General features: G+C 72.9%; 24 protein-coding genes. 6 read left to right on the plus strand and 18 right to left on the minus strand.

Annotation, left to right across the window (positions count from 1 at the left end):
- Positions 1-90 precede the first annotated feature (90 nt).
- The 3 genes from HNR10_RS02400 to HNR10_RS02405 form a co-directional block, all read right to left on the minus strand.
- On the minus strand, positions 91-504 hold the full coding sequence (locus HNR10_RS02400) for a hypothetical protein (RefSeq protein WP_179820502.1): 414 nt from the start codon (positions 502-504) through the stop codon (positions 91-93).
- Between the two features lie 108 nt (positions 505-612).
- On the minus strand, positions 613-747 hold the full coding sequence (locus HNR10_RS31640) for a hypothetical protein (RefSeq protein WP_281390080.1): 135 nt from the start codon (positions 745-747) through the stop codon (positions 613-615).
- Positions 744-1,370: a methyltransferase family protein gene (locus tag HNR10_RS02405; RefSeq protein ID WP_179820503.1), complete on the minus strand. Its 627-nt coding sequence runs from the start codon at positions 1,368-1,370 to the stop codon at positions 744-746. Before HNR10_RS02405 ends, HNR10_RS31640 begins: the two co-directional genes overlap by 4 nt.
- 286 nt (positions 1,371-1,656) lie before the next feature.
- Between HNR10_RS02405 and HNR10_RS02410 the strand changes: the two genes are divergently transcribed.
- Together HNR10_RS02410 and HNR10_RS02415 are read left to right on the plus strand one after the other, a co-directional pair.
- On the plus strand, positions 1,657-2,010 hold the full coding sequence (locus HNR10_RS02410) for a hypothetical protein (RefSeq protein WP_179820505.1): 354 nt from the start codon (positions 1,657-1,659) through the stop codon (positions 2,008-2,010).
- A gap of 143 nt (positions 2,011-2,153) precedes the next feature.
- On the plus strand, positions 2,154-3,434 hold the full coding sequence (locus tag HNR10_RS02415; protein WP_179820506.1) for a L,D-transpeptidase: 1,281 nt from the start codon (positions 2,154-2,156) through the stop codon (positions 3,432-3,434).
- Here the strand turns inward: HNR10_RS02415 and HNR10_RS02420 are convergent, their stop codons facing one another.
- The 3 genes from HNR10_RS02420 to HNR10_RS02430 all read right to left on the minus strand — a co-directional run bounded on the left by HNR10_RS02420 (position 3,435) and on the right by HNR10_RS02430 (position 5,744).
- A complete protein-coding gene (locus HNR10_RS02420) occupies positions 3,435-4,376 on the minus strand; it encodes a MerR family transcriptional regulator (protein WP_179820508.1) in 942 nt (313 codons plus the stop codon).
- A 110-nt stretch (positions 4,377-4,486) separates the two neighbouring features.
- Positions 4,487-5,179: a VOC family protein gene (locus tag HNR10_RS02425; RefSeq protein ID WP_179820510.1), complete on the minus strand. Its 693-nt coding sequence runs from the start codon at positions 5,177-5,179 to the stop codon at positions 4,487-4,489.
- Positions 5,180-5,297: 118 nt separating this feature from the next.
- Positions 5,298-5,744 (minus strand): DUF1772 domain-containing protein, encoded by a 447-nt coding sequence (locus tag HNR10_RS02430; RefSeq protein ID WP_179820511.1) that lies wholly within the window; start codon positions 5,742-5,744, stop codon positions 5,298-5,300.
- Positions 5,745-5,835: 91 nt separating this feature from the next.
- On the opposite strand from HNR10_RS02430, the gene HNR10_RS02435 reads away from it, so the two are divergent.
- Positions 5,836-6,414 carry a TetR/AcrR family transcriptional regulator gene (locus HNR10_RS02435; protein WP_179820513.1) on the plus strand — a complete coding sequence of 193 codons (579 nt, stop codon included), beginning with the start codon at positions 5,836-5,838 and terminating at the stop codon, positions 6,412-6,414.
- A 32-nt stretch (positions 6,415-6,446) separates the two neighbouring features.
- Here the strand turns inward: HNR10_RS02435 and HNR10_RS02440 are convergent, their stop codons facing one another.
- Both HNR10_RS02440 and HNR10_RS02445 read right to left on the minus strand, forming a co-directional pair.
- A complete protein-coding gene (locus HNR10_RS02440; protein WP_179820515.1) occupies positions 6,447-7,550 on the minus strand; it encodes a saccharopine dehydrogenase family protein in 1,104 nt (367 codons plus the stop codon).
- 244 nt (positions 7,551-7,794) lie between these two features.
- The gene (locus HNR10_RS02445; RefSeq protein ID WP_179820516.1) at positions 7,795-8,466 is read right to left on the minus strand and encodes an esterase/lipase family protein; all 672 of its coding nucleotides are present in this window, start codon (positions 8,464-8,466) and stop codon (positions 7,795-7,797) included.
- 114 nt (positions 8,467-8,580) lie between these two features.
- On the opposite strand from HNR10_RS02445, the gene HNR10_RS02450 reads away from it, so the two are divergent.
- Complete coding sequence (locus tag HNR10_RS02450) at positions 8,581-11,367, plus strand: helix-turn-helix transcriptional regulator (RefSeq protein ID WP_179820518.1); 2,787 nt, start codon at positions 8,581-8,583, stop codon at positions 11,365-11,367.
- Between the two features lie 23 nt (positions 11,368-11,390).
- Here HNR10_RS02450 and HNR10_RS02455 read toward each other — a convergent pair whose 3' ends face one another.
- Positions 11,391-12,557 (minus strand): epoxide hydrolase family protein, encoded by a 1,167-nt coding sequence (locus HNR10_RS02455; RefSeq protein ID WP_179820520.1) that lies wholly within the window; start codon positions 12,555-12,557, stop codon positions 11,391-11,393.
- 103 nt (positions 12,558-12,660) lie between these two features.
- Here HNR10_RS02455 and HNR10_RS02460 point away from each other — a divergent pair, with 103 nt between their 5' ends.
- A complete protein-coding gene (locus tag HNR10_RS02460) occupies positions 12,661-13,236 on the plus strand; it encodes a CGNR zinc finger domain-containing protein (protein WP_179820522.1) in 576 nt (191 codons plus the stop codon).
- Between the two features lie 39 nt (positions 13,237-13,275).
- On the opposite strand, the gene HNR10_RS02465 is transcribed toward HNR10_RS02460, so the two are convergent.
- The 9 genes from HNR10_RS02465 to HNR10_RS02505 all read right to left on the minus strand — a co-directional run bounded on the left by HNR10_RS02465 (position 13,276) and on the right by HNR10_RS02505 (position 22,019).
- A complete protein-coding gene (locus HNR10_RS02465) occupies positions 13,276-14,136 on the minus strand; it encodes a class I SAM-dependent methyltransferase (protein WP_179820524.1) in 861 nt (286 codons plus the stop codon).
- A 410-nt stretch (positions 14,137-14,546) separates the two neighbouring features.
- The gene (gene ligK, locus HNR10_RS02470; protein ID WP_179820526.1) at positions 14,547-15,230 is read right to left on the minus strand and encodes a 4-carboxy-4-hydroxy-2-oxoadipate aldolase/oxaloacetate decarboxylase; all 684 of its coding nucleotides are present in this window, start codon (positions 15,228-15,230) and stop codon (positions 14,547-14,549) included.
- Between the two features lie 40 nt (positions 15,231-15,270).
- On the minus strand, positions 15,271-16,287 hold the full coding sequence (locus tag HNR10_RS02475; protein WP_179820527.1) for an amidohydrolase family protein: 1,017 nt from the start codon (positions 16,285-16,287) through the stop codon (positions 15,271-15,273).
- Positions 16,284-17,468, minus strand: a complete 1,185-nt coding sequence (locus HNR10_RS02480) for a 4-oxalomesaconate tautomerase (RefSeq protein WP_179820529.1) — start codon at positions 17,466-17,468, stop codon at positions 16,284-16,286. The genes HNR10_RS02475 and HNR10_RS02480 overlap by 4 nt, the downstream gene beginning before the upstream one ends.
- Positions 17,469-17,502: 34 nt before the next feature.
- Positions 17,503-18,528 carry an ABC transporter substrate-binding protein gene (locus HNR10_RS02485; RefSeq protein WP_179820531.1) on the minus strand — a complete coding sequence of 342 codons (1,026 nt, stop codon included), beginning with the start codon at positions 18,526-18,528 and terminating at the stop codon, positions 17,503-17,505.
- 71 nt (positions 18,529-18,599) lie between these two features.
- Positions 18,600-19,460 (minus strand): ABC transporter permease, encoded by an 861-nt coding sequence (locus HNR10_RS02490; RefSeq protein ID WP_218897592.1) that lies wholly within the window; start codon positions 19,458-19,460, stop codon positions 18,600-18,602.
- Entirely contained in the window at positions 19,460-20,224 is a 765-nt protein-coding gene (locus HNR10_RS02495; RefSeq protein WP_179820532.1) for an ABC transporter ATP-binding protein, read from the minus strand. Before HNR10_RS02495 ends, HNR10_RS02490 begins: the two co-directional genes overlap by 1 nt.
- Entirely contained in the window at positions 20,221-21,189 is a 969-nt protein-coding gene (locus tag HNR10_RS02500; RefSeq protein WP_179820534.1) for a DUF6282 family protein, read from the minus strand. The genes HNR10_RS02495 and HNR10_RS02500 overlap by 4 nt, the downstream gene beginning before the upstream one ends.
- Before the next feature lie 134 nt (positions 21,190-21,323).
- On the minus strand, positions 21,324-22,019 hold the full coding sequence (locus HNR10_RS02505) for a GntR family transcriptional regulator (protein WP_246406016.1): 696 nt from the start codon (positions 22,017-22,019) through the stop codon (positions 21,324-21,326).
- A gap of 64 nt (positions 22,020-22,083) precedes the next feature.
- On the opposite strand from HNR10_RS02505, the gene HNR10_RS02510 reads away from it, so the two are divergent.
- The gene (locus HNR10_RS02510; RefSeq protein WP_179820535.1) at positions 22,084-22,848 is read left to right on the plus strand and encodes an NAD(P)-dependent oxidoreductase; all 765 of its coding nucleotides are present in this window, start codon (positions 22,084-22,086) and stop codon (positions 22,846-22,848) included.
- Positions 22,849-22,885 lie beyond the last annotated feature (37 nt).

Consider the following 22,885-nt stretch of genomic DNA (forward strand, 5'->3'; position numbering starts at 1 on the left):
AACGGTCATGGGGGCGTGGCCGCGCCCGGTGGGCGGGCGTGGGCCGCCCTCCCCGCACGTGGTGCGGGAAGGGCGGCGGATGACCGTGTTCTAGACCCGTTGGACGCAGAGCAGTGTCAGCAGTCCGCTCCCGTGCGGGACGGCCGTCTCCGGCCGGCGGGGCCGGAGCACCGGTCCCGGCCGTGGCGCCGACAGCAGCACGAAGGTGAGGACGGCACCGAGCGCGAAGAGGAACAGGGGTGCGGCGGTGGGCAGCCCGTGCCCCTCGGTCGCCTGGCACGCGTGCGTGAGGCCCCGCGCAGGAGCGTCGGCCGGGACGGACGCGGACGCGTCCGCCTGTTCCGATGCCTGTTCAGGGCAGTCGACCGCCGGAGTGGTCGCGGCGGCGGAGGCGGACTGCGGGGCGGCGCTGTGGCACAGTGCGCACAGGAAGCACAGGACCACCAGGAAGATCAGCGGCACCGCGATGGTGCGCTGTCTCCGTGTGTCGGTGTGCCCGTCCATGCAGGGAACTGTAGCGGTGGCTCCGCCGGGGCCTGCGGCGGCTACCGCGGAAGCGGGTTCCTCACCGGAGCGGACGCCGTCCCGCCGGACCGGCCCCCGTCGGCTCGTTCACCCCAGGATGAGGACGCCCACGGTGGCCAGGGTCGCCGCTCCGGCCGTGAGGATGACGGCCAGCGCGATCCGGCCGAGGCGCCCCTCCTCGGGGGTGGGGTCGTGGTCGCTCGGATTGCAGCAGCCGCTCACCGGGGCTCCTCCGTGGTGGTGTCGTCGACGGCGAGCCGGCCGATCCCGGGCAGGAACCGACCGGTGCGTGCAGAGTAACGGAGGTAGGCGGTGCCGTGCGTCCGCGCGAGGTAGGGCTCCTCGATGGCGCGGACCTGCACCTGGACGGCGGCGGCGAACACCAGGAGGGCGAGCGCCGACAGAACCGAGGGCACCGCGAGGACCTGCCCGAGGAGCAGGACACCCATGCCGGTGAAGATCGGGTTGCGCGCGAGCGCGAAGACACTGTGCGTGACCAGTGCCGTGCGCTCGCCCTCGTCCACTCCGACGCGCCAGGAGGCGCCCATCACGCTCTGCGAGACGAGCACCAGGGCCAGGCCGAGCAGCATGAGGGCCGGCCCGGCGGCCCCCACGCCCGTGGGCACGGCGACCGTGGCCAGGTCCAGCAGGCCGGCCACGGGGGCGGCCAGGCCCAGGAGGAGCGCGCCGACGAAGAGCACACTCCCCCACCAGGAGGCGGTGAAGGCGGTGGTGTCCGGGCGCCTGAACCCGGTGTCACCGGTGCGTCGCCAGGCGGCCAGCGTGCGCATACCGAAGGCGAGGAGGAGGCCGAGCAGATAGAGGACGAGCGCGGTCAGTGCCATGACAGGTCCCGGTTCGGGCGGAGCGGGCGGAGGTCGGTCGGGTGCGGGCACGGGTGTCCCGGCGGACGGCTTCCATCATCGCCCAGGGGCGCCGGGTGTTCCACTCCCTGTCTCGCGGCAGGGCCCGCTCCCGTTCGCCGGGACCCTCCCGACCGCACCCGCGACCCGGTCGCATTGGGAGCCGACGACGGAACAGACCGCGTCGCGGGACCCGTTGGGTAGGATTTGTCCCGTGTTGGCGATGCTCGGGAAGCGGCGATGGGGCCCCGTAACAGGGGCCTTGCTGTTGTCTCTGGTGTTCGCCGCCCACCTCTTCTGCTCCGTCGGCGCCGTGGACTCCGCCTCGGCGTCGCAGGCCGAGGGCACCGTCGCCGCAGCGGGACCGGCGTCGGTGGAGGACGGTGCTCCGCACACCGGCGGCACCGCCGCACCGGACCATCCGTGCCCGTCGGACGCCGGCGCGAGCGCCGACCAGCGGACGTCCGGCGTCGCGGGGGCCGTGCTGCCGGGTCTGGCCACCGCGACCGCCCTGCTGCGGGCACCGGCCGCCCACGCGCTCTCGTGGCGGCCCTCCGGGACCGCGGCCGTTCCCTGGAGCGGGACACGACTGCTCGTCTCGCTCTGCGTCCGCCGGGTCTAGTCCGGTCGCGCCCGCCCGATACGCGCACGGCGCCGCCGCACCGCGAGCGCGGGCACACCGCCGCCCTCCCCACCGCCTCGACCTCGTCCCGGGTGCACCCGCACTCCAGAGGTCTCCGAACCGCAGACGGAGCAGCCACGACCATGGACACCACCCCTGCCGATCCGAGGAGACGCGTCGTCCTCGGTCTCCTCGCCTTCGGCCTGCTGGGCGCCACCGCGTGCTCGACGCCCCGAACCGACCCTCCTCCGGAGCCGAGCGAGGAGCCGCAGGCGACCGCCGAGCCGGTCACCGTGCGCATCACCCCGGAGGACGGCGCCTCCGACGTCCGCCCCGACCTGCCCGTCGTCGTCGAGGCCGAGGGCGGCACCCTCACCGAGGTCCAGGTCGTGACGGCCGGGCTGGAGGGCACCGGCGCCGACGAGATGACCGGGTCCCTCAACGAGGACGAGACCGAGTGGACCAGCGACTGGACGCTGGTTCCCGGCGCCGACATCACGGTGACCGCCACCGCCGAGACCGACGACGGGGAGCGGACCGAGGTCACCCACGCGTTCTCCACGCTCGCCGCGACCCCGGGGCAACGTCTGGAGCTCCAGTCGAACTTCCCCATCAGCGGCCAGACCGTCGGCGTCGGCATGCCCGTCATCATCGACTTCGACCTGCCCGTGCAGAACAAGGCGCGGGTGGAGTCGGCCATGGAGGTGCTCTCCGACGAGCCGGTCCGGGGTGCCTGGAACTGGTTCGGCGACCGGACCGCGGTCTTCCGCCCGGAGGAGTACTGGCAGCCGAACCAGAACGTGAGCGTCAACCTGCGGCTGGCCGGTGTCCAGGCGAGCGAGGGCGTCTACGGCATCGAGAACCACCGGCTCGACTTCACGGTCGGCCGGTCCCAGATCAGCACCATCGACAGCGACACCAAGCGCATGACCGTCGAACGCGACGGGGAGCAGGTCCAGGACTTCCCCACCAGCATCGGCAAGGCCGACGTCGAGCGCTACACCACCACCAGCGGTGTGCACCTGACCATGGAGAAGTACGAGGACCTGGTCATGGACTCCTCCACCGTGGGCGTCCCGGTCGACGACCCCGAGGGCTACGAGCTCGAGGTCCAGTACGCCGTCCGCTTCTCCGACAGCGGCGAGTTCACGCACGCCGCGCCGTGGAACGACCGGCTCGGCGAGGCCAACCTCAGCCACGGGTGCCCCAATCTGGCCACCGACGACGCCAGGTGGTTCTACGAGAACTCGTACATGGGCGACCCGCTGGTCGTCACCGGAACCGACCGCGAGCTCGAAGTCGACAACGGGTGGGGCTACTGGCAGCGCTCCTGGGAGGACTGGCTGGCGCAGAGCGGCACCGGCGTCGCCGATGACACCGGGGAGCCCGGCACTCCGGGCTCCCCGCACGGAGAGTCCGACTAGCTAGACCGTGTCCTGGGCTGCGGATGAGTCCTGGGTAGCGGGTGAGTCCTGGGCGGACAGTTCTTCGGCCAGTTCCATGCAGCGGAGGCGGGCCGGGGAGAAGTCGTAGGGCATCGTGCCGATGGCTTCGAACGCGCTCATGGAACCTGCCTCCCACCTGCCGGAGCCGAGTCCGGCCCCGCCCTCGCCGCCGTCGGCGGGCGCAGGATGCGCAGTGTCCCCGACGTCGAAGAGGGCATCGTCGTCCTCCCCCAGTCCGGACTCCTCGATGACGGCCCGCAGCGCGCTTTCGAAGGCGTGCCGTTCGGCGGCCACCCGAGCCACCCGTAGATCATCGACGGCGACGCTGTCGTCGAGCGCCTCCTCGGCGTCATCGACGCGGTCGGATTCCTCCCGCAGAGTGGGATGCGTGGCCAGGACGACGAAGCGGGTGGCCTGGACGGCCGCGCCGAGCGGACCGAGGATCCGCTCGGTGACCAGCAGAGCGTCCAGGTCGGCCTGACGCAGGGAGTCCTCGGGCAGGCTCCTGAGGCGTTCGGTGACGACGTCGGAGAGCAGGCCCGTCCGGCTGCCCTCGGTGCGCATCCGCCGCACGGCGGTCCGCTGCCGCCGCAGTTCGGCCTCCCGCTCGGCGAGGGTTTGCTCCAACCGCTCCAGGAGGCCCGCGATGCCGTCTCCGCCATCGGCGCCGGCGGAAGTCGTACCGGTGGTGAACGCGTCGCGGATGTCGTTCAGGGCGATCCCTGCGTCGGCCGTCCTGCGGATCCACAGCAGACGGATCATGTCCTCGTACCCGTAGCGACGGCGGTCGTCGCCGCCCCGCTCGGGTTCGGGGAGCAAGCCGATCTCGTGGTAGTGGCGGATCGCCCGTGGCGTGGTGCCGGCGAAGGCCGCCGCGTCACCGATCCTGACCTTGCGGGGCGGCATGAAGGACGAAGGCATGAGCGGGGACCTCTCCTCGAGGGACCAGGACGTGGGTCCACCAGACCACATGCCGCTACGGAAGGTGCAAGCCCCTGCGCACCGCCCCGCGCCCGTGTACGTGCAGGGTCTCAGCCGCCCCTGCCCTGCCACGTGGTGACACAGGCTTCATTGCCCTCCGGGTCGGCGAGCACCCAGAAGGCGGGGGCACGGGCCGCGGACACGAGCCGGCCCCCGGCCGTCAGTGCGGCTTCGACCCGTCGGGGTGCCTCGTCGTGCGGAACGCTGATGTCGATGTGGAGGCGATTGCGCTGCGGGCGCGCACGGTCCATCCGCTGGAACCAGAGGGCCGGGCCCTGCCCGACCGGGTCGACGAGCGGACCCTCCGGTCCTTCGGCGCCCGCCTCGTCGGCATAGCCCAACACCGCTTTCCAGAACGGCCGGATCTCGGCGATGCTCAGGGCGTCGATCGCGATCTCCAGAATCTGGACGGACCGTGGTGCCCCGGTTCCGATTCCGGGCTCCGGCAGAAATCCGGACGTGTCGGCGGCGGCGGCGATCCGACGCGCGAGTTCGACGTCCCGGGTGGTCACCGACGCACAGTGCGACGACTGCAGAGTGAGGACGACCCGATCGGGACGCGCATCGACCCGGAGATGGCGATCGGCGTCGTCGCCGCACACCGCGACGGCGTCCGCCGCCAGACCGACCGCCTGAGCCAGTGTCCCGACCGGGACCGATGCTTGCAGGGTGCCCAGCAGGTAGCGCCATCCGTGCTCCTGGACCGCCTCGGACGCTTCCCGCCGACTCAGTATCCGCTCCATGACCGCATCCTCCCAGTCCCGTTGTCCGCCTCGCCCGCCGGTGCCTCCGATCCACGCCCTCGGCGGGCGCGGGGTGCCGGCCCACGGGCGGGTGCCCACCGCACGCCCTCCCGCGGACTCAGGCGAGGGCGGCGACCAGCAGGGTGAAGGCCGCGATGATGACGGCGACGCGGACGTAGTGGTAGCGGTCCCAGCGCTTCATCTGCTCCTTCCAGTCCGCGGGCCGGTTCTCGGGGGTCCACGTCCTGCCCCGGTTGTTGATCGGGACGAGCAGCAGGACCGACATCAGCACACTGAGGACCAGCAGCGCGCCGGCGGTGACGACCAGGCCGGCACCGTCGTGCCGCCACACCGCGACGGCCCAGACGGCGGTGAGGGCGAGCGAGGTGATGTACCAGACCGGCATCAGGGCGCCGAGCATCCGGCCCCCGTGGGCGCGGCCGAGTTGGCCGCTGTCCTCGGGGAGCGCGTCGAGGATCCGGTTGAGGACGAAGGCGACGGAGAGCTCCACCCCCACCATCAGGCCGACGAGCACGGTGGTGACGATCTCGAGCGCGTTGAGCATGGCTGCCCCTCCAGGGATCTAGCGCTGCTAGTGGATGAGGCAACGCTAGACCTACTGCCGCTCGCTTGTCTAGCGGTGCTAGAATCTGATCATGTCGGTACAGGAACGCAAGGAGCGCGAACGGGCGGACCGTGAGCGCCTCATCGTGGCCACGGCGCGCGAACTCGCCGAGGCGCAGGGCTGGGACGCGGTCACCACGCGCCGGCTCGCCGAGCGCATCGAGTACAGCCAGCCCGTCCTCTACAGCCACTTCCGCGGCAAGCGCGAGATCATCGGCGCGGTCGCCCTGGAGGGTGCCGCCGAGATGGCCGTGGCGGCGCGGGCCGCGGCCTCCGCCGCGGACGGCCCCCGCGCGCGGGTCACCGCCCTGGCCCGCGCCTACCTCGACTTCGCCGAGCACAACCCGGCGGTCTACGACGCCATGTTCCGGCTCGACGGCGGCTTGGCGTTCGCGCACGAGGACACCCCCGAGCCGCTGAAGGACGCCTTCTCCGCCCTACTGGAGAACCTCGGCGAGGTCGCCGGTGACGGCGTCCACGCGGAACTGTTCACGGAGGTGTTCTGGGCGGCCCTGCACGGGCTGGCCACCCTGACCCGGGCGCGACGCCTCCCGCCGGAGGACACCGAAAGCAGGGTGGAGCTGCTGGTGGACCGGCTCGCCGTGGTCTGACCCGCCGCCCGGGGACCACGACCCGAAACCGGTCAGACCGGGCCGAGTCCGATCTCGGCGCAGGCCTCGCGGAAGACGTCGAGGCCGAAGGCGTCGACGGGTCCGACGACCCCGGGGGTGGCGGTCTCGCGGGTGAGGCGCTGGGCGGCCCAGGCCATGAGTTCGCCGGTGAGGCCGTACGGGTCGGGGCCCTCGACGTGGACCTCGGCGAGCGGCATGCTCGCCGGGGCACCGGTCGAGGCGACGGCGACGACGTGGCTGCGCACGCGTGCGCGCCGGGTGGCGTCGGGGCCGCCGGGCGGGCCGCCGGCGAGCGGGCGGGTCAGGCGTTCGGTCAGCCCGCGGCCCCCGGGCAGCCGCGTCACCGCGTCGGTGGCGGCGGACAACAGGGAGATCGGGCGGCTGAGCGCGGAGAACCAGCCGTTGTAGACCGTGATGTCGCTCAGCTCCGGGCTGGTCTGGGGCAGGAAGAGCACTTCGCTGCCGGAGACCAGGAACGCAGACCTGCGGCGTCCGCCGACGGTGAAGGCGCGCACGCGGGAGGCGGTGCGTTCCTCGACCAGCCGGTGCCGGTGCCGACGCGCGGACGGGAGGGCCAGGCCGTCGCGCATGGTGACGCGGGTGCCCCGGCTCGTCCCGTTCCGGAGCGGTCCGGTGGCGAAGTAGCCGATGTCGAGCGCGCGGGCGGCGCCGCCCGCGCGCAGGGCGGCGAGGGTTCCGGCGAGGATGCCGGGGACGTAGTCGTAACCGAAGGCCGGCAGCATGACCGAGCCGGTCTCGCGGGCGCGCCGGTGGTACCGGTCGTGCAGGGCGCGGACGAAGCCGACCTCACCGGTGGAGTCGACGTAGTGCGCGCCGACGTCGGCGGCCGCCCGGGCGACGTGGTGCCCGTGGCGCTCGAAGGGACCGACGGTGGTGACGAGGACGTCGCCGGGGCGCAGGTGTGCGCGCAGGCCCGCGGGGTCGGCGGCGTCGACGACGGCGTGGTCGAGTCCGCCGGACCGTTCGGCGAGAGCGCCCACGGCGGCGTCGTCGCGTCCGGCCACGGTCGGTCGCGCTCCGCGTCGCAGGAGGGCGTCGAGGACGAGGCCGCCGGTGTAGCCGGTGGCGCCGAGCAGGAGGATGCGGCCGGTCATGGGTGGTGTTCTCCTTCGTGACGGCGCGCGCCGACCCGGCACTGCGCGGCGTCGGTACGCGGCGCTGCGCGGCGTCGGGGCGTCGGGGAGTCCCGGCGACGATCGGTGCGGACGGCCCGCCATGGTAGGCCATGGCTCCTCCGGTGGCCGGGCACGGGGCGGCGGACGCACCGAGGGGGCGACGCTCCCGGTGGGAACGCCGCCCCCGCATCACGCGCGGTTCCGAAGCCGCGGCGCCCCCTCGTCAGCCGAGGGTCGCGCGCACGCCGTCGATGACCTCGGAGTTCCACATGAGGGAGATGTGTTCGACGCATCCGGTCCGGATGTTGTCCGCGCCGTCCAGGGACGTGCTGTCGTAGGGCGAGATGACCAGGTCGCAGGGCGAGCGGAAGGTCGTGTAGCCGACCGGCCCCGGCGTGGGGTCGCCGCTGTTGAGTTCGGTCAGGAAGCGCGACCCGTGCCGCATCTCCGCGCACGGCGTGATGAGCGACGTGCACAGGTTCGCGATGTCCGTGCCGTTGTTGGGGCCGCCGATGGAGATCCACTGGTCGACCGTCCGGTCGCCGCCCAGGTGCTTGATGTACCAGCGCGTGGACAGCCCGCCCATGGAGTGGGAGACCAGGTGGACGCGGTCGGCGCCGTGCCGGCCGCGGACGTCGTCGGTGTAGGCGGACAGCCGGTCGGCGATGGTCCGGTTCGAGCGCAGCCAGTCATAGGAGAACACGTGCAGCCGGTCGGCGGGGTAGCCCGACTCGACCAGGCTCGCCCGCATGGTCGACCACTGTTCGCCCTTGCCGGCGAAACCGTGCACGAAGATGATCGGGGCGGGCTGGGCGGCGGCGGCCGGCACGGCCGAGGCGAGGGACAGGGACGCGGCGAGCGCGAGACCGCACAGGAGCGCGAACGAGCGTTTCATGGTGACTCCGCAGGGGGTGGGGGAGCTCGAGTGTGTGCCCCGCGTCACAGGAAGCGCATCGGCTGAATCGCCGGTCCCTTTACAGCTCTTTAACTCGCGGGTAACTTCTTTTCCGTGACCCGCGTGCCCCCCTCCACACGCGTCGCACCCCTGTACGGGCGTGACCAGGAACTCGCCGCCACCCGCGACCTGCTGCGGGCCGCCCGCTCCGGCCGGAGCCGGATCCTGCTGGTCCGCGGCGAACCAGGGTCCGGTCGGTCCGCGCTGCTCGCCCACACCCGGGCGGAGGCCCCCGACTTCACCGTGCTGGCCGCGCACGCCACCCCCGCGGAGCGCCACCTGGCCCTCGCCGGCCTGCACCAGCTGCTGCGCCCGGCCATGCCGTACCTGCCGCGCCTGCCCGCCGCCCAACGCGACGCCCTCCAGCGGTCCCTGGAGTACGGCCGCACGGACCGACCCTTCCTGGTGTCGGTGGCGGCCCTGGGGCTGATCACCGAGATCGCCGCGGAGCACCCCGTCCTCATCTGCGTCGACGACGTGCACCTGCTGGACGCGCCCTCCCGAGAGGTCCTCGCCTTCGCCGGGCGGCGGCTCGCCGACGAGGGCGTGGCCGCCCTCCTGTCCGCCGCGTCCGGGTCCTACGAGGCACCCGGCGGCGTCCCCGTCCTGGACCTGCGCCCGCTGGACCGGGAGAGCACCGGACGACTGATCGACGCGGCCGCGGCGCCCGATCCTCCGGCCGAGGCCGTGCGAGCCGAACTCGCCCGGCTCGCGCGGGGCAATCCGGGGGCCGCACTCGAACTCCTGGCCGCCGCCGGCCCGGACGAGCGTTCCGGAGCCACCGATCTGGGCCGCCCGCCCCGCTCACACGGCGACCTCACCGACGCCTACACGCGCCGGGCCCGCCGGCTGCACGCGTCGGTCCGCCACCGGCTGTTGAGGCTGGCGGCCGCCTCCGGGACGCCCGCCCCGGTCCCGGCCGCACGTCCCGGATCCGCGCGGGAGGAGGACGATCCGGCCCCGTGGTGGGGACCGGCCGCGGACGCCGGGCTGGTCCGCCGGGACGCCGGACGCATCACGCTGGCCCACCCCCTGGTCGGGCCCGCCCTCTACCACGGCCTTCCCGCGCCGGAACGGCACGCCGCCCACGCGGCCCTGGCCCGGCACTCCCCCGCCGACGCCGCCTGGCACCGGGCCGCCGCCCGCACGGACCCGGACGAGACCACCGCGGCGGAGCTGTGCCTGGCCGCCCGGGAACGGATGGGGCGGCGCGGGCACGCACCCGCCTCGGTCCTGTTCGAGCGCGCCGCCGACCTGACGCCGGTCGCCGCCGCCCGCGCCACGCGCCTGGCGGAGTCGGCTCGCGCGGCCTGGCTGTCCGGCAACCACCGCCGCACCCTGCGGCTCCTGGACCGCGTCGGCGACGAACTCCCCGCCCTGGGAGAGGCCGCCGGACCCGTGCGCGACCACGTCGAACTCGTGCGCGCCGACATGGAGCTGCGCTCCGGTGTGGCCATCGCCGCCTTCCAGCGCCTGCGGAGCTTCGCCGACCACCGGCCCCACCACGACAGCGCCCTGGCGCTGCGCGCCCTCCACCAGGCCGGGGAGGCCTGCTGCCTGTCCGGCGACCACACCCGCTACTTCGCCACCGCCGAGCGGGCGCTCGCCCTGCACGGGAGCGGCCACCGGCCCCAGGACCGCCTGCTCCTCGACTACATGGCGGGCAAGGCCGCCCTCTTCCAGGGCCGACACACCGAGGGTGTGGCCGCCCTGCGCCGCGTGACGGCGGCGGCCGACGGCACCGACGACCCCCAGCACCTCCTCCTCGGCGGTATCGCCGGGCTGCTGTGCGGCGACAACCTGGGGGCGTCCGCCCTCGCGGGCCGGGCGGCGGACCACGCGCGGCGCACCGGCGCGACCTCCCTCGTCCCGCGGGCCCTGGAGTTCCTCACCTACGCCGAACTCTGGCTCGGCCGGCTCTCCCTCGCCGAGTCCTGCGCCACCGAGGGGCTGCGGCTCGCCGAGGCCACCGGGCAGGACAACTGTGCGGGCCACCACCGCGCCGGGCTCGCCCTGCTGGCCGCGATCCACGGCGAGGAGGAGGTCTGCCGGGACCGGGCGCACGCGGCGCTGGCCCTGGCCGACTCCCACGACCTCGGCCTCCCCGCGGGGCTCGCCTCCTGGGCGCTGGCCCTGCTCGACCTGGGCCTGGGCCGGGTGGACGAGGCCGCCTCGCGCCTGGCCTCCCTCCACCGCGCCGGACCCGGCCGGAGCCACACCGCCGTGCACCTGCTGAGCACCCCGCACCTGGTGGAGGCGACCATGCGCGGAGCCGCGACCGAGCCCGGTGCCGACCGCACCGGGGCCGTGCACGCGGCCGTCGCCACGTTCGAGCGCTGGGCCGAGGCCACCGGTGAGGCCTCGGCCCGCGCCCTGGCGCTGCGCTGCCGGGCGTTGCTCGGCTCGGGGCGGGAGAGCACGGAGCTGTTCGTCCGCGCGGTCGACCTGCACGCGTCGGGCTACTGCGATCTCGAACTGGCGCGGACGCAGCTGCTGTTCGGCTCCCACCTGCGGCGCGAACGCGGTCCGGTCAGGGCGCGCGAGCACCTGACCGCGGCCCTGGAGACCTTCGAGCTCCTGGGCGCGCGGCCGTGGGCCGAGCAGGCGCGCGCCGAACTGCGCGCCACGCGCGGCAGGCCCGCCCGGGGTGAGCGCGATCCCGTCCGACAGCTCAGTCCGCAGCAGCTGCAGATCGCCCGCCACGTCGCGACGGGATCCACCAACCGGGAGGTGGCGGCGCTGCTGTTCCTGAGCCCGCGCACGGTCGACCACCACCTGCGCAACATCTACGCCAAACTCGGTATCCGCTCGCGGGTGGAGCTCGCCCGACTCGTCGGCTGAGCCGGCCTGGCGACGTTGCGTATTCAGCGGCGGGCGGCCAGCACGGCCGCGAGGCCCTCCCGCAGGTCCTCGACGAAGAACCCGGGGACCTCCAGCGACGGGAAGTGTCCCCCGGATTCGGGGGAACTCCACCGGACGATCCGCCGGTAGCGCTCCTGCGCCCAGGGACGCGGGTACTTCTCGATGTCGCGGGGATAGGTCGTGATCGCCGACGGGACGTCGACCCGGAGTTCGGGATCGAGCGAGTCGTGGCTCTCGTAGTAGATCCGGGCCGAGGACGCTCCGGTCCGCGTCAGCCAGTACAGGGTGACGTTGTCGAGGATCCGGTCCCTGGAGATCGTCTCGAACGGGCTGTCCTCGGTGTCCGACCACTCGGCGAACTTGTCGAGGATCCAGGCGAGCAGCCCGACCGGCGAGTCGACGAGCGAGTAGCCGATGGTCTGCGGCCGGGTCGCCTGCTGCTTCGCGTACGCCGCGCGCCGGCTCCAGAAGCCGCGGGTCTCCTCGACCCACTCGCGCTCGGCCTCCGTGAGCACGTCCGTGCTCAACCCGGGCGGCGCGTGCCCCACCGCCGTGTGGATGCCGAGGACGTGTTCCGGGAACCTGCCGCCGAGGACCGTGGTGACGTTGCTCCCCCAGTCGCCGCCGTGGGCCAGGAACCGGCGGTACCCGAGCCTTCCCATGAGCTCCACCCACGCGGCCGCGGTCCTCTCGATCCCCCACCCGGTGGCGGCCGGTCTGTCGCTGTAGCCGAAGCCCGGCAGCGAGGGGGCCACGACGTGGAACGCCGGCGCGTCCGCGTCCTTCGGATCGGCCAGTTCGTCCACGACGTCGGTGAACTCGGCGACGCTGCCCGGCCAGCCGTGCGTCATCACCAGCGGCGTGGCGTCCGCGCGCGTGGACCGGCGGTGCAGGAAGTGCAGGCCCAGACCGTCGATGGTGGTGCGGAACTGGCCGATGCGGTGCAGGCGCTCCTCGAAGGACCGCCAGTCGTACCCGGTGCGCCAGTAGTCGACGACATCGACGAGGTCGGCGAGGGGGACCCCCTGGTCCCATCGGCGGGGGCCGGGCCCGGCGCCGTGGACGGTCTCGGCCTCCGGCAGCCGCGCGGCGGCCAGTCGCGCGCGCAGGTCGTCGAGGTCGGCGTCGGTCGCGTGGGAGGCGAAGGGATGCACGGTCGGGCTGGACATGGGACCTCCTGGCCATCGTGGAACCGGCTCACATGGTTCACGAACCGGCTATGACGGTTCTAGCAGGCGGCCATGTCCGAATGCAACCGGCTATGGTGGTTCCATGCGCACTGAGTTCCCCGAATTCCGCCTCGGCAGCGTGCTGGCGACGAGCTTCACGGCGACCCTGACCGAGCGTCAGGGCAACGCGGTGGAGCGCATTCCCACACCGCACCGGCTCGCCGACTGGCTGGCGGTGAACGGCCTCGCCGTGGACTCCTGCACCGACGCCCAGCTCGACCTCGCCCGGGAACTGAGGGAGGCGGTCCACGCCGCCGCGACGGCGGCCGCGAGCCAGGACGCGCTCCCCTCGGACGCGGTCCGCGTGATCAACGACCGCAGCGCCCGGGGGCGGGCCGCGGCGGTCCTGACACCGGAGGGCGAGCGGCGGTGGCGGCTCGGTTCGGACTCCGGGGTGGAGGATGCCCTCGGCGTGATCGCCGCCGACGCGATCAGCGTCATCGCGGGCGAGCGGGACGGACGACTGGCCCTGTGCGCGTCACCGACCTGCCGCGCCGCCTTCTTCGACACCAGCCGGAGCCGCACCCGCAAGTGGTGCGACATGAACACGTGCGGGAACCGTCAGAAGAAGGCGCGCTTCCATGCCGGTCGGCGCGCAGGCGCCGGACCGGCGCAGTGACGGTTCCGGTCGGTCGGAGTGCGGCCCGAGGGCCGGAGTTCAGCTTCGGCGCGCCGTGACGAGCCAGGCGGCCGATCCCACGCGCACGCCGTCCCCGGTGAGGTGGGCGGACAGCGCTTCGCGCAACGCGTCGAGGGCCCGCGCCCTTGTCGCGGGATCGGTCGTGAACAGCAGGGAGCGCACCGGCCCCATGTGCTCCACGAAGGCCATCGCCTCGGCCATGTCACCGCCCAGGCTGACGGGTTCCCGGACGGACTCGACCCCGACGTCGTCGAAGCCGCTCGCCGCCAGCAGGTCCCGGGACCGCTGCGGGTCGGAGAGCGAATAGGGCCCCGGACCGTGCAGGTCCGGCTCCGGCAGGTCGACGAAGGGGGCCAGGGCCGAGCGCAGGGTGACGGTCCACTCGATCTCCTGCGGCCGCTGCCAGCACAGGAAGGCCAGCCGGCCCCGGGGAGCCACGGCACGGGCGATGTTGCCGAACGCCGCGGCCGGGTCGGCGAAGAACATGATGCCGAAGCGGCTGATCACGGTGTCGAAGGCGGCTTCGGGGAAGGGGTGCACCTGGGCGTCGGCCCACTCGAAGCGCACGTTGTCGAGCCCCTGGCTCCCCGCGCGCCGCCGGGCCTGGTCCAGCAGCAGGCGCGAGAGGTCCACGCCCAGTGCCGCGCCGTCGCTCGCGACCTCGGCCGCGGCGCACGTCGTCACTCCCGCACCGCAACCGATGTCGAGCACCCGCCCGCCCGGCGGGATCCCGGCCGCCTCCAGCAGGACCGGCGTGAACCGGGCGAGCATCGCGTCGAAGCGCTCGCTCTGGTCCGCCCAGTGGCGGCCGTCGTCGCCGTTCCACGCCTCGGCCTGTTCGACGTTGGCCACGGCCGGACCGTCCGCGTCGGGAGTCATGTGGGACATGGTCACCTCTCCAGTCGTACGACACGGGGCGACGGAGGACCCGCCCGTCTCCCCCACGCTGCCAGAGCGCGGGGCCGCAGTCCACGAGCGGTCATGCGCTCGTGGACCTCCCGGGCGAGAGAGGGAAGGCACTCCGCCGCGTGCACACGCGGGTGGACGAAAGCGGAGAAGCGCCGTGCGTCTCGGAGCACTCCTTCGGAGGTGCGCCGCCCGGCCAGGACGCAGGCACGCCTCGCGTACAGGAATCCGTCCTCGGTCTGCGGGATCCGGCCCACGTGGGGCACCTCCACGGACATGCTCCGCAGGACGCATGGCGCCTCCCGGCACTGAATCGGCGGGCCGCGGTCGCGGCCCGCCGTTCAGTCGTAGCAACCGGGTCGGACAGTGCCGACCGGGGCGGGTCAGTCGAGGTAGCGCAGGCCGGCCGAGGTCAGCTTCTCGCGCATGCCGTAGATGTCCAGGCCCAGCTCACCGCTCTCGAACCGGGCGCGCTTGGCCTGCTCGTTCTCCTCGCGCAGCCGCGCGGCCTCGGCGACCCGCGGGGCGGTGTCGCGCGGGACCACGACCACACCGTCGGCGTCGGCGACGACGACGTCGCCCGGGTGCACCAGGGCGTTGGCCACGGTGACCGGCACGTTGACCGAGCCCAGCGTCGCCTTCACCGTGCCCTTGGCGCTGACGGCGCGGCTGAAGACCGGGAAGTCCATCTCGCCGAGTTCGGCGGCGTCGCGGCAGCCGCCGTCGATGACCAGGCCCACGGCGCCCCGGGCCCGGAAGGAGGTGGCCAGGAGCTCGCCGAAGAACCCGTCCTCGGACTCCGTCGTGCAGCCCGCCACGACGACGTCGCCCGGGCGGATCTGTTCGGCGGCCACGTGCAGCATCCAGTTGTCGCCGGGCTGGAGCAGCACGGTGACCGCGGTCCCGCACAGGCGGGCCCGCGGGTAGACCGGACGGATGTAGGGCCGCAGCAGGCCGGTGCGCCCCTGCGCCTCGTGCACGGTGGCGACGCCGAAGCGGGACAGCTCCTCGACGGCCTCCGGCGCGGCGCGCTCGATGGAACGGTGGACGACTCCGAGCTCGGTCATGACTCTCCTCGTGCGTGGGTGGACGGGTGCGGACCGGCCCTCATCGGCCCTGTCTCCTCAGTCGGGCGTCGAGCCGCGGGTACACGCGGCGGGCGTTGCCCTCCACGATCGCCTCGCGTGCGGTGTCGGCCAGGTCCGCGCGCTGGAGGTAGCGGCCGGTGTCGTCGAAGTGGTGGCCCGTGCGCGGGTCGACGTCGCGGACGGCGCCGATCATCTCCGACGCGAAGAGGATGTTCTCGTGCGGGACGACGTCGAGCAGCAGGTCGATGCCCGCCTGGTGGTACACGCAGGTGTCGAAGTACACGTTGCCGAGCACGTGCTTCTCCAGCTCGGGCCGGCCGAGGGCCATCGCCAGTCCGCGGAAGCGCCCCCAGTGGTAGGGCGCGGCACCGCCTCCGTGGGGGATGACGAGCCGCAGGTCGGGGAAGTCGGCGAAGAGGTCGCCCTGGACCAGCTGCATGAACGCCGTGGTGTCGGCGTTGAGGTAGTGCGAGCCGGTGGTGTGGAAGGCGGGGTTGACGCTGGTGGAGACGTGCACCATCGCGGGGATGTCGTACTCGCACATCGCCTCGTAGACCGGGTACCACGAGCGGTCGGTGAGCGGGGGCGAGTCCCACAGCCCCCCGGAGGGGTCCGGGTTGAGGTTGATCGCCACCGCGCCGAGGTCCTCCACGGCGCGCCGCAGCTCGGGCAGGCAGCCGGCCGGCTCGGCGCCCGGGGACTGCGGGAGCATGGCGGCGGGGGCGAAGCGCTCCGGGAAGAGCTCCGTGACGCGGGCGACGAGGTCGTTGCAGATCCGCGCCCACTGGACGGAGGTGGCCTCGTCACCGATGTGGTGGGCCATGAAGGACGCCCGGGGCGAGAACACGGTCAGGTCGATCCCGCGCTGGTCCATGAGGGCGAGCTGGTTGCCCTCGATCGCCTCGCGCAGCTCGTCGTCGCCGATGCGCAGCTCGCCGGGCCGTGGCCCGCCGTCGAGGGCGGCGATCTGGGCCTGGCGCCACTGGCCGAGGGCGTCGGGCGCGGTGGTGAAGTGCCCGTGACAGTCGATGATCATCGGATGGTTTCCTTCGTTGACGGGTTCCAGACGCCCAGGGGGACATAGAGGTCGCCGGCCATGAGCGCTCGCGCGGTGCGCACGAGCGCGGAACGGGTGATGCGGGTGGGGTCGCCGGGGTCCCAGCCGAGCCGGACGTCGAAGGCCCCGCTCGGGTGCTCGACGGAGAGCGTGGCCTCGGCCGCGTCGGTGGCCGCAAGGTCCGCGAGGTCGTGCGCGACCGTTCCCGGGAGCACGCACGCGGTGGCGGCGGTGACGGCGGCCAGGACACCGATCGACTCGTGGACGACGCGGGGGATGAAGCTGCGCGTGGCCACCGTGCCCCCGCGGCGCGGGGGCGAGACCAGCGTCATCTTCGGGTAGTTGCGGTCCGTGACGTCGCCGAGGCCCATGAGCTCGCCGCAGTCCAGCCGCAGTGCCTCGACCCGCTCGCGCAGGGCGGGGTCCGCGGTGAGCTCGGCGGGGCTCTCCCGCCCGGTCGCGCCGAGCGCGGCGGCGGCGACGATGACGAGGGGCTGGCCGTTGTCGATGCAGGTGACCTCGACCGGCCCCGTGCCGGGGAGCTCCACCGTGTCGCGGGGTCGACCCGTCGGCAGCAGGGATCCGGCGATGGATCCGGCCGTGTCGAGGAAGCCGATCGTCACCGGCGAGGAGGTGCCGGGAGCGCCGTCGATGCGGGTGTCCCCCGCGTAGTCGACACCGCGCGCGCCTCCCTCCTCCGGCGTGCGCACCGAGATCTCCGCGACCGCCCCCGTGTTGAGGGTGCGCACCCGCACGGTCGTGGTGTCCGCGGTGGGCACGACCATCCCGGTCTCGACGGCGAAGGGCACGACCGCGGCGAGCAGGTTGCCGCAGTTGGCGTCCATGTCCACGGAGTCGTCGTCGGGCCGCAGCTGGGCGAAGCGGAAGTCGAGGTCGGCGCCGGGCTCGGTGCTCGGGCCGACGATGCCCGCCTTGGAGGTGAGCGGGTGTCCCCCGCCCAGCCCGTCGATCTGCAGCGGGTGGGGCGAGCCGAGCGCGGCGGCGAGCACCCGGGCGAGCGTCTCGTCGTCGCCCGGCAGGTCCGCCCGGGCGAAGAAGGGGCCCCGGGAGGTGCCGCCGCGCATCAGGACGGAGGGGATCGCGAGCTGGTGTCCGCGGACCCGTGTCCCCGGGGCCGGTGGTGTCTGTGAACGGGTCATTCTCGTCCTCGTGCTCGTGCGGTCGCGTGCGGTGCTACTCCTGGACCTGCGACCAGACGAGCGAGTCGTACTCGGGTGCCTCGTCGATCAGCTGCGACTCCAGGTGGAAGTCCACCGCGGTGTCGAAGGCGTCCCGCGACACCTGGGAGGAGGAGGCGAACTCCTGCGGGAGGATCTCGTTGAGCGCCTCCACCGCCTCGGGGTCGGTGCCTTCGAGGTAGGTGGCGAGCAGCTCCGCGCTGGCCTCCGGGTCGCTCTGGATGAACTCCAGCGCCCGGTCGATGGCCCGGTTGAAGGCCTCGACCTCCTCGCCCTTCTCCTCGATCACCCCGGACGTGCTGAACAGCGCGCCGTGCAGGGAGCCGGACAGGTCGGGGATGTCGCCGCGCTGGGGCGAGATGTAGATGTCGCCGACCCCTTGGGTCTCGGCCATCTGGCCGGTCGGCTGGAAGAAGGCGAGGGCGTCCACCTGCCCCTCGGACAGGGCGCCGATGGCCGACGAGGGGACGGCACCCAGGTTCACGAGCGTGGCGTCGGTCTTGGCGTCCAGCCCCACCTGCTCGAACAGGTAGATGACCAGCGCCTCGGTCCCGGATCCGGGACCGGTGATCCCGATGTTCTTTCCCTCCAGGGCGCGGACCTTGTCCTCCAGGGAGGCGTCCGCCGCGGGCCCGTCGAACTCCGAGGACGTCACGATGTCCACGTAGTAGTCGGTGACCAGCGAGCCGGTGACCTGCGTCTCCGGGTTGCTCTCCGCCAGGTTGAAGGCGTCCGTGAGGACACCCGCGCCCACGTCGATGGAGCCGGAGGTCAGGGCCGCCGCGAGCTTGGCGCCGGTGCCGAGCCGGGGCCGCTCACCGAGCTCGACCCCCTCCTCGGTGAAGTAGCCCTCCTGTTCGGCGACGTAGAGCGGGAAGAACGCGACGGAGTTGCTGATCTGCCCCACGTTGAGGACGCCCGGCTCGGATTCGGCCGTGTCGCCGGCGCAGCCCGTGGCCGCGAGGAGCCCCGCGGTCGTCGCGATCGCGACCGCCGTCCTGATGCGCGTACTGAGTTTCATGGCGTGACTTTCGGTCGGGTGTGGAGGCCGTGGAGAGCCCACGGCCTTGGGGGATGAACCGCATGAGGCGCCTAGTCGGCGTCGAGTGGCTTCCAGCGGTTGGCGCGGGAGGCCAGGACACCCACGAGGGTGTTGAGGACCATCGCCAGGGCGGTCAGGACGACGACCGCGGCGAACACGCCCGCGGTGTTGAACTGCGCGGCGGAGTCGTTGATGAGGTAGCCCAGGCCGCGGTTGGAGGCGACGAGTTCACCGATGACCGCGCCGATGAGGGCGTAGGGAATGGACACCTTCAGACCGGTGATGAGTCCGGTCATGGAGGCCGGCAGCACCACCTTGACCGCGATGTCCCTGTTCGACCCGCCCATGAGCCGGACGGCGTCGACGAGGCCGCGGTCGACGTCGCGGACGCCGGCGGCGGTGTTGAGGAAGACCAGGAAGAACACGCTGACGGCCGCCAGGATGACCTTCATGTCGATGCCGATGCCGAACCACACGATGAACAGCGGCGCGAGCGCGACCTTCGGGATGGAGTACAGCGCCATCATCAACGGCTCGAACACGTCGTAGACGAGGCGGATCGAGGCGAGCACGTACCCGGCGAGGGCACCGGCGGCGGCGCCGATGACGTAGCCGAGCACCACTTCCTGGATGGTGATCCAGGTGTGCGTCCCCAGGGTGCCGTCCACGATCCAGGCGCTCAGCTGCTCCCACACGCTGACCGGGTCGGAGACGAACATGGGGTTGGCGGCGGTGTTGCCGGCGATCTGCCAAAGCAGCAGGAAGACCAGCACCACGCCGGCCCGCAGGCTCCACACGACGGTGGTGCGGCGGTTGCGGTACCACCAGCTGCGGCGGCGGGCCTCCTTGACGGGGCCGCTCGTGCTCAGGCCGGTGGGTGCGCCGGTGTCCGGAGAGGATTCGGTCATCATCACCGCGCTCCTTTCTTCAGCGCCGACGCCAGGGTGGCGTGCAGTTCCACGAACCGCGGCCGCACCTTGGTCTCGTCGGGTTCGCGCGGTCGGTCGAGGTCGACCCGCTGGTCGAGCAGGATGGTGCCGAGCGGCCCCAGGACGACGACGCGGTCGCCGAGCATCAGGGCCTCCTCGATGTCGTGGGTGACGAAGACGATGGTGTGCCCGGTCGCCTTCCACAGGCGTGCCAGTTCGCGCTGGAGTTCGGCGCGCAGCTGGGCGTCCAGGGCGCCGAAGGGCTCGTCCATCAGGATGGTCTCGGCGCCGTTGGCCAGCATGCGGGCCAGGCTGGCGCGGCGCCGCATTCCGCCGGAGAGTTCGCGCGGGTAGCTGTCGGCGAACTCGGTCAGGCCGACCGTGGCGATGAGCTCGCGTGCTCTGGCCTCGCGCTCGGCCCTGCCGGTGCCCGCGATCTCCATGGGCATCTCGACGTTGCGCTGCACGCTGCGCCAGGGCATGAGCGTGTCGGTCTGGGTGAGGTAGCCGATGTCGGGCGTGGGTCCGCTGTGCGGGCTGCCCCGGTGCAGCACCCGCCCCGAGGTCGGCTTGGAGAGCCCGGAGAGCAGGTTCAGCATGGTCGACTTCCCGCAGCCGGACCGGCCCAGGATGGTGACGAAGGTGCCCTCTTCGATGCTCAGATTGAAGTCGCGCAGCGCCACGGTGGCGACGTCGTCGCGCTGGAACTCCTTGGTGAGGTGTTCGACTTCCAGGACGACGCTCATGAGGTGGCCGCCCGTGCCTCGTGGTGGGCCTTCGGGGCCTCGGGGAGCGGGTCCGCTCCCGCGAGCCAGCGGGAATTGTGCACCACCATCAGGCGCACCTCCTCATCGGTGAAGCCGTGGTCGAGGAGGATGTCGGCGGCCAGCGCGAGTCCGTCCTCCACGGGCGGATTGAAGGGCTGCCCCAGGTCGGAGCTGATGACGGAGGCCGCGGGGCCCGCCGCCCGGATGTTGTCCAGCCACACCTGCCAGGACACCTTGCCGGTGAGCGGTGTGGTCAGGCAGCGCTCCAGGTAGGCGCCGTGTTCGGCGAGCGTCCTCTGGTTCTCCGCGGGGATGCGCTGCGAGGTGAACTCGGGGTGGGTGACGACGATGCGCCGGACGCCGCGCTCGCGGGCGAGCGCGACGACCTTCGCGGACTCGTCTCCGTGCAGGTGCCCGGTGGCCAGGGTCATGTCGTTCCGAGCGATGACGTCGATGACCTGGCGGGTCTCGGCCGTCACCCGCCCGTCCCCGTCGAGCACGTCGACGGCGGGGCTGGCGATGCCCGCCTCGCGCAGTTCCTGTTGGATCCGCGCCCACATGGGCGGTGTGGCGCCCTCGGGGGTCTCCTCCAGGCAGCTGCGCTGGTTGTCGCTGTCCACGGTCGGCAGCCAGACGAACTGGGCGCCGCCGCGGGCGGCGATCTCCACCGCGACGGGGTTGAGCCCGCCCACGGAGGCGTTGAGGGTGATGGCGCCGAGCACGTCGACGTCCGGGTGGACGGCGCGGACGACCTCGGCGCGTTCGGTCGTGGGCGTGTAGTGGGACTTGAGGACGAAGCCCGCCATGCCGTGCCGGTGGAAGCGCGGGGCGAGTTCGAGGTCGCTCACCCTGCGCTTCATCACATCGGGGGCGATGTGGACGTGGATGTCGTAGGCGCCCCGGACGAGTTCGCGGGCGTGTGCGCTGGGTACCTGGTGTGTCAATGCCGCCCCTTTGCTAACAAGCTGGTGAGCAACATTGTTAACGATCTTGGTGACGACAGTCAATACCCAGGTCACATCCATGTGCGACCCACCTCACCCGCGCCGGCCTGCGGCGGGAGGAGGACGCCGCCGGCTCACCCCTTCTTGGTGAAGTAGTCGCGCGTGGCCTCGTACACGCTGTTCAGGTGCGCCCGCATGGCCTCGGCGGCCCGTTCGGGGTCCTTCGCGCAGACCGCCTCCACGATCTCCAGGTGCTCGGGCAGCGACGTGGTCGGGCGGTGCGGCTGCATGGCCAGCCGGATGCGGTACCTGACGTTCTGCGCCCGCAGGCGCTTGACGACATCGGGCGCCACCTTCGCGCCGCTGATGTCCATCACCTCCTGGTGCAGGTCCCGGTTGGCCTGCGCGTACGCCTCGCCGTCACTCGCGTCCACAGCCTCTCTCATCACCTCGCCGATGGCGCGCAGCCGCGCCACACCGCCCTCGTCGACGCGTTCGGCCGCGCGCGCCGCGCACAGCGACTCCAGGGCGGCGCGCACCTCCACGATCTCCAGCGCCTCGTCCAGGTCCACGGCGCGCACCCGGGCGCCGCGGTTGCGGACCCGCTCCACCAGCCCCTCCACCGCGAGGGTCGCCAGCGCCGCGCGCACCGCGCCCCGGCTGGCGTCGAACATCTCGATGAGGTCCGTCTCCACGAGCCGCTGCTTGGGCGCGAACTCGCCCGCGACGATGGCCTGCCGGAGCCGTGACGTCACACGTTCGGCGTCGCTGGCGCCACGGCTCGTGCCCCGGCCCACTGCCTCCTGGGTCATGGTCTTCCTTTCGCTCATCTTGGTGTGCATTATTGTAAACAATGTTGTTCACATCAGGGTGGTACTCGCTACGGAGGATGCGATGACCGTCGTCACCATGATCGGCCTGGGCGAAGCCGGGCGGCTCATCGGAGAGGGGCTGGCACGGGCCGGCGCCCGGGTCCGGGGGCACGACCCGTTCGTCTTGCTGTCCGGCACGCCCATCGAGCAGCGTTCCGACCTGGGCGACGCGCTCGGCGGCGCGGACGTCGTCATCAGCCTCGTCGGCCCCGCCGCGGCGGAGGAGGTCGCCGCGAAGGCCCTGCCGCTGCTGCCCGCGTCGGCGGTCTACGCGGACCTCAACACCCTCTCCCCCGGCGAGAAGCGCGCGATCGGCGCGCTGGCGGCCGACGCGGGGGTGCGCTTCGCGGACGTGGCGGTCATGGCCCCCGTCCCGCGGGCGGGCAGCCGCACACCGCTGCTGGCCGCCGGCAGCGGAGCCGGGGCCTTCGCCGAGGCGCTCTCACCCCTGGGCACACCCGTGCGCGCGGTCTCCCCGGAGGCGGGGGACGCGGCGGCGCGCAAACTGCTGCGCAGCGTGTTCATGAAGGGGCTGGCCGCGCTCATCATCGAATCGCTCGACGCCGCGAGCGCGGCCGGGGCCGAGGAGGAGGTCCGCGACCAGATCGCCGCCGAGCTGGGCGGGAGCGGCCGGGACCTGGTGGACCGGCTCGTGGAGGGCACGCGCGAGCACGCCGGGCGACGGGTCCACGAGATGGAGGCGGCGGCGGCCTACCTGGACGAGCTCGGCGTGGAGCACCCCGTCACCGGGGCCACCCTGGCGCACCTGCGCCGCCTGAGCGCCTGACACCGCCCACGGACGGAACGCCCCGGCACCTTCCGGG

The organism is Nocardiopsis aegyptia (assembly GCF_013410755.1).
In the GTDB taxonomy this organism is placed as follows: Bacteria; Actinomycetota; Actinomycetes; order Streptosporangiales; family Streptosporangiaceae; genus Nocardiopsis; species Nocardiopsis aegyptia.

What these genes read in the sequence shown, in the direction of transcription:
- HNR10_RS02400 (WP_179820502.1), bottom strand. Translation starts at nt 504, where the DNA reads ATGGACGGGCACACCGACACACGGAGACAGCGCACCATCGCGGTGCCG.
- HNR10_RS02405 (WP_179820503.1), bottom strand. Translation starts at nt 1,370, where the DNA reads ATGGCACTGACCGCGCTCGTCCTCTATCTGCTCGGCCTCCTCCTCGCC.
- HNR10_RS02415 (WP_179820506.1), top strand. Translation starts at nt 2,154, where the DNA reads ATGGACACCACCCCTGCCGATCCGAGGAGACGCGTCGTCCTCGGTCTC.
- HNR10_RS02420 (WP_179820508.1), bottom strand. Translation starts at nt 4,376, where the DNA reads ATGCCTTCGTCCTTCATGCCGCCCCGCAAGGTCAGGATCGGTGACGCG.
- HNR10_RS02425 (WP_179820510.1), bottom strand. Translation starts at nt 5,179, where the DNA reads ATGGAGCGGATACTGAGTCGGCGGGAAGCGTCCGAGGCGGTCCAGGAG.
- HNR10_RS02430 (WP_179820511.1), bottom strand. Translation starts at nt 5,744, where the DNA reads ATGCTCAACGCGCTCGAGATCGTCACCACCGTGCTCGTCGGCCTGATG.
- HNR10_RS02435 (WP_179820513.1), top strand. Translation starts at nt 5,836, where the DNA reads ATGTCGGTACAGGAACGCAAGGAGCGCGAACGGGCGGACCGTGAGCGC.
- HNR10_RS02440 (WP_179820515.1), bottom strand. Translation starts at nt 7,550, where the DNA reads ATGACCGGCCGCATCCTCCTGCTCGGCGCCACCGGCTACACCGGCGGC.
- HNR10_RS02445 (WP_179820516.1), bottom strand. Translation starts at nt 8,466, where the DNA reads ATGAAACGCTCGTTCGCGCTCCTGTGCGGTCTCGCGCTCGCCGCGTCC.
- HNR10_RS02455 (WP_179820520.1), bottom strand. Translation starts at nt 12,557, where the DNA reads ATGTCCAGCCCGACCGTGCATCCCTTCGCCTCCCACGCGACCGACGCC.
- HNR10_RS02460 (WP_179820522.1), top strand. Translation starts at nt 12,661, where the DNA reads ATGCGCACTGAGTTCCCCGAATTCCGCCTCGGCAGCGTGCTGGCGACG.
- HNR10_RS02465 (WP_179820524.1), bottom strand. Translation starts at nt 14,136, where the DNA reads ATGACTCCCGACGCGGACGGTCCGGCCGTGGCCAACGTCGAACAGGCC.
- ligK (WP_179820526.1), bottom strand. Translation starts at nt 15,230, where the DNA reads ATGACCGAGCTCGGAGTCGTCCACCGTTCCATCGAGCGCGCCGCGCCG.
- HNR10_RS02475 (WP_179820527.1), bottom strand. Translation starts at nt 16,287, where the DNA reads ATGATCATCGACTGTCACGGGCACTTCACCACCGCGCCCGACGCCCTC.
- HNR10_RS02480 (WP_179820529.1), bottom strand. Translation starts at nt 17,468, where the DNA reads ATGACCCGTTCACAGACACCACCGGCCCCGGGGACACGGGTCCGCGGA.
- HNR10_RS02485 (WP_179820531.1), bottom strand. Translation starts at nt 18,528, where the DNA reads ATGAAACTCAGTACGCGCATCAGGACGGCGGTCGCGATCGCGACGACC.
- HNR10_RS02490 (WP_218897592.1), bottom strand. Translation starts at nt 19,460, where the DNA reads ATGATGACCGAATCCTCTCCGGACACCGGCGCACCCACCGGCCTGAGC.
- HNR10_RS02495 (WP_179820532.1), bottom strand. Translation starts at nt 20,224, where the DNA reads ATGAGCGTCGTCCTGGAAGTCGAACACCTCACCAAGGAGTTCCAGCGC.
- HNR10_RS02505 (WP_246406016.1), bottom strand. Translation starts at nt 22,019, where the DNA reads ATGAGCGAAAGGAAGACCATGACCCAGGAGGCAGTGGGCCGGGGCACG.
- HNR10_RS02510 (WP_179820535.1), top strand. Translation starts at nt 22,084, where the DNA reads ATGACCGTCGTCACCATGATCGGCCTGGGCGAAGCCGGGCGGCTCATC.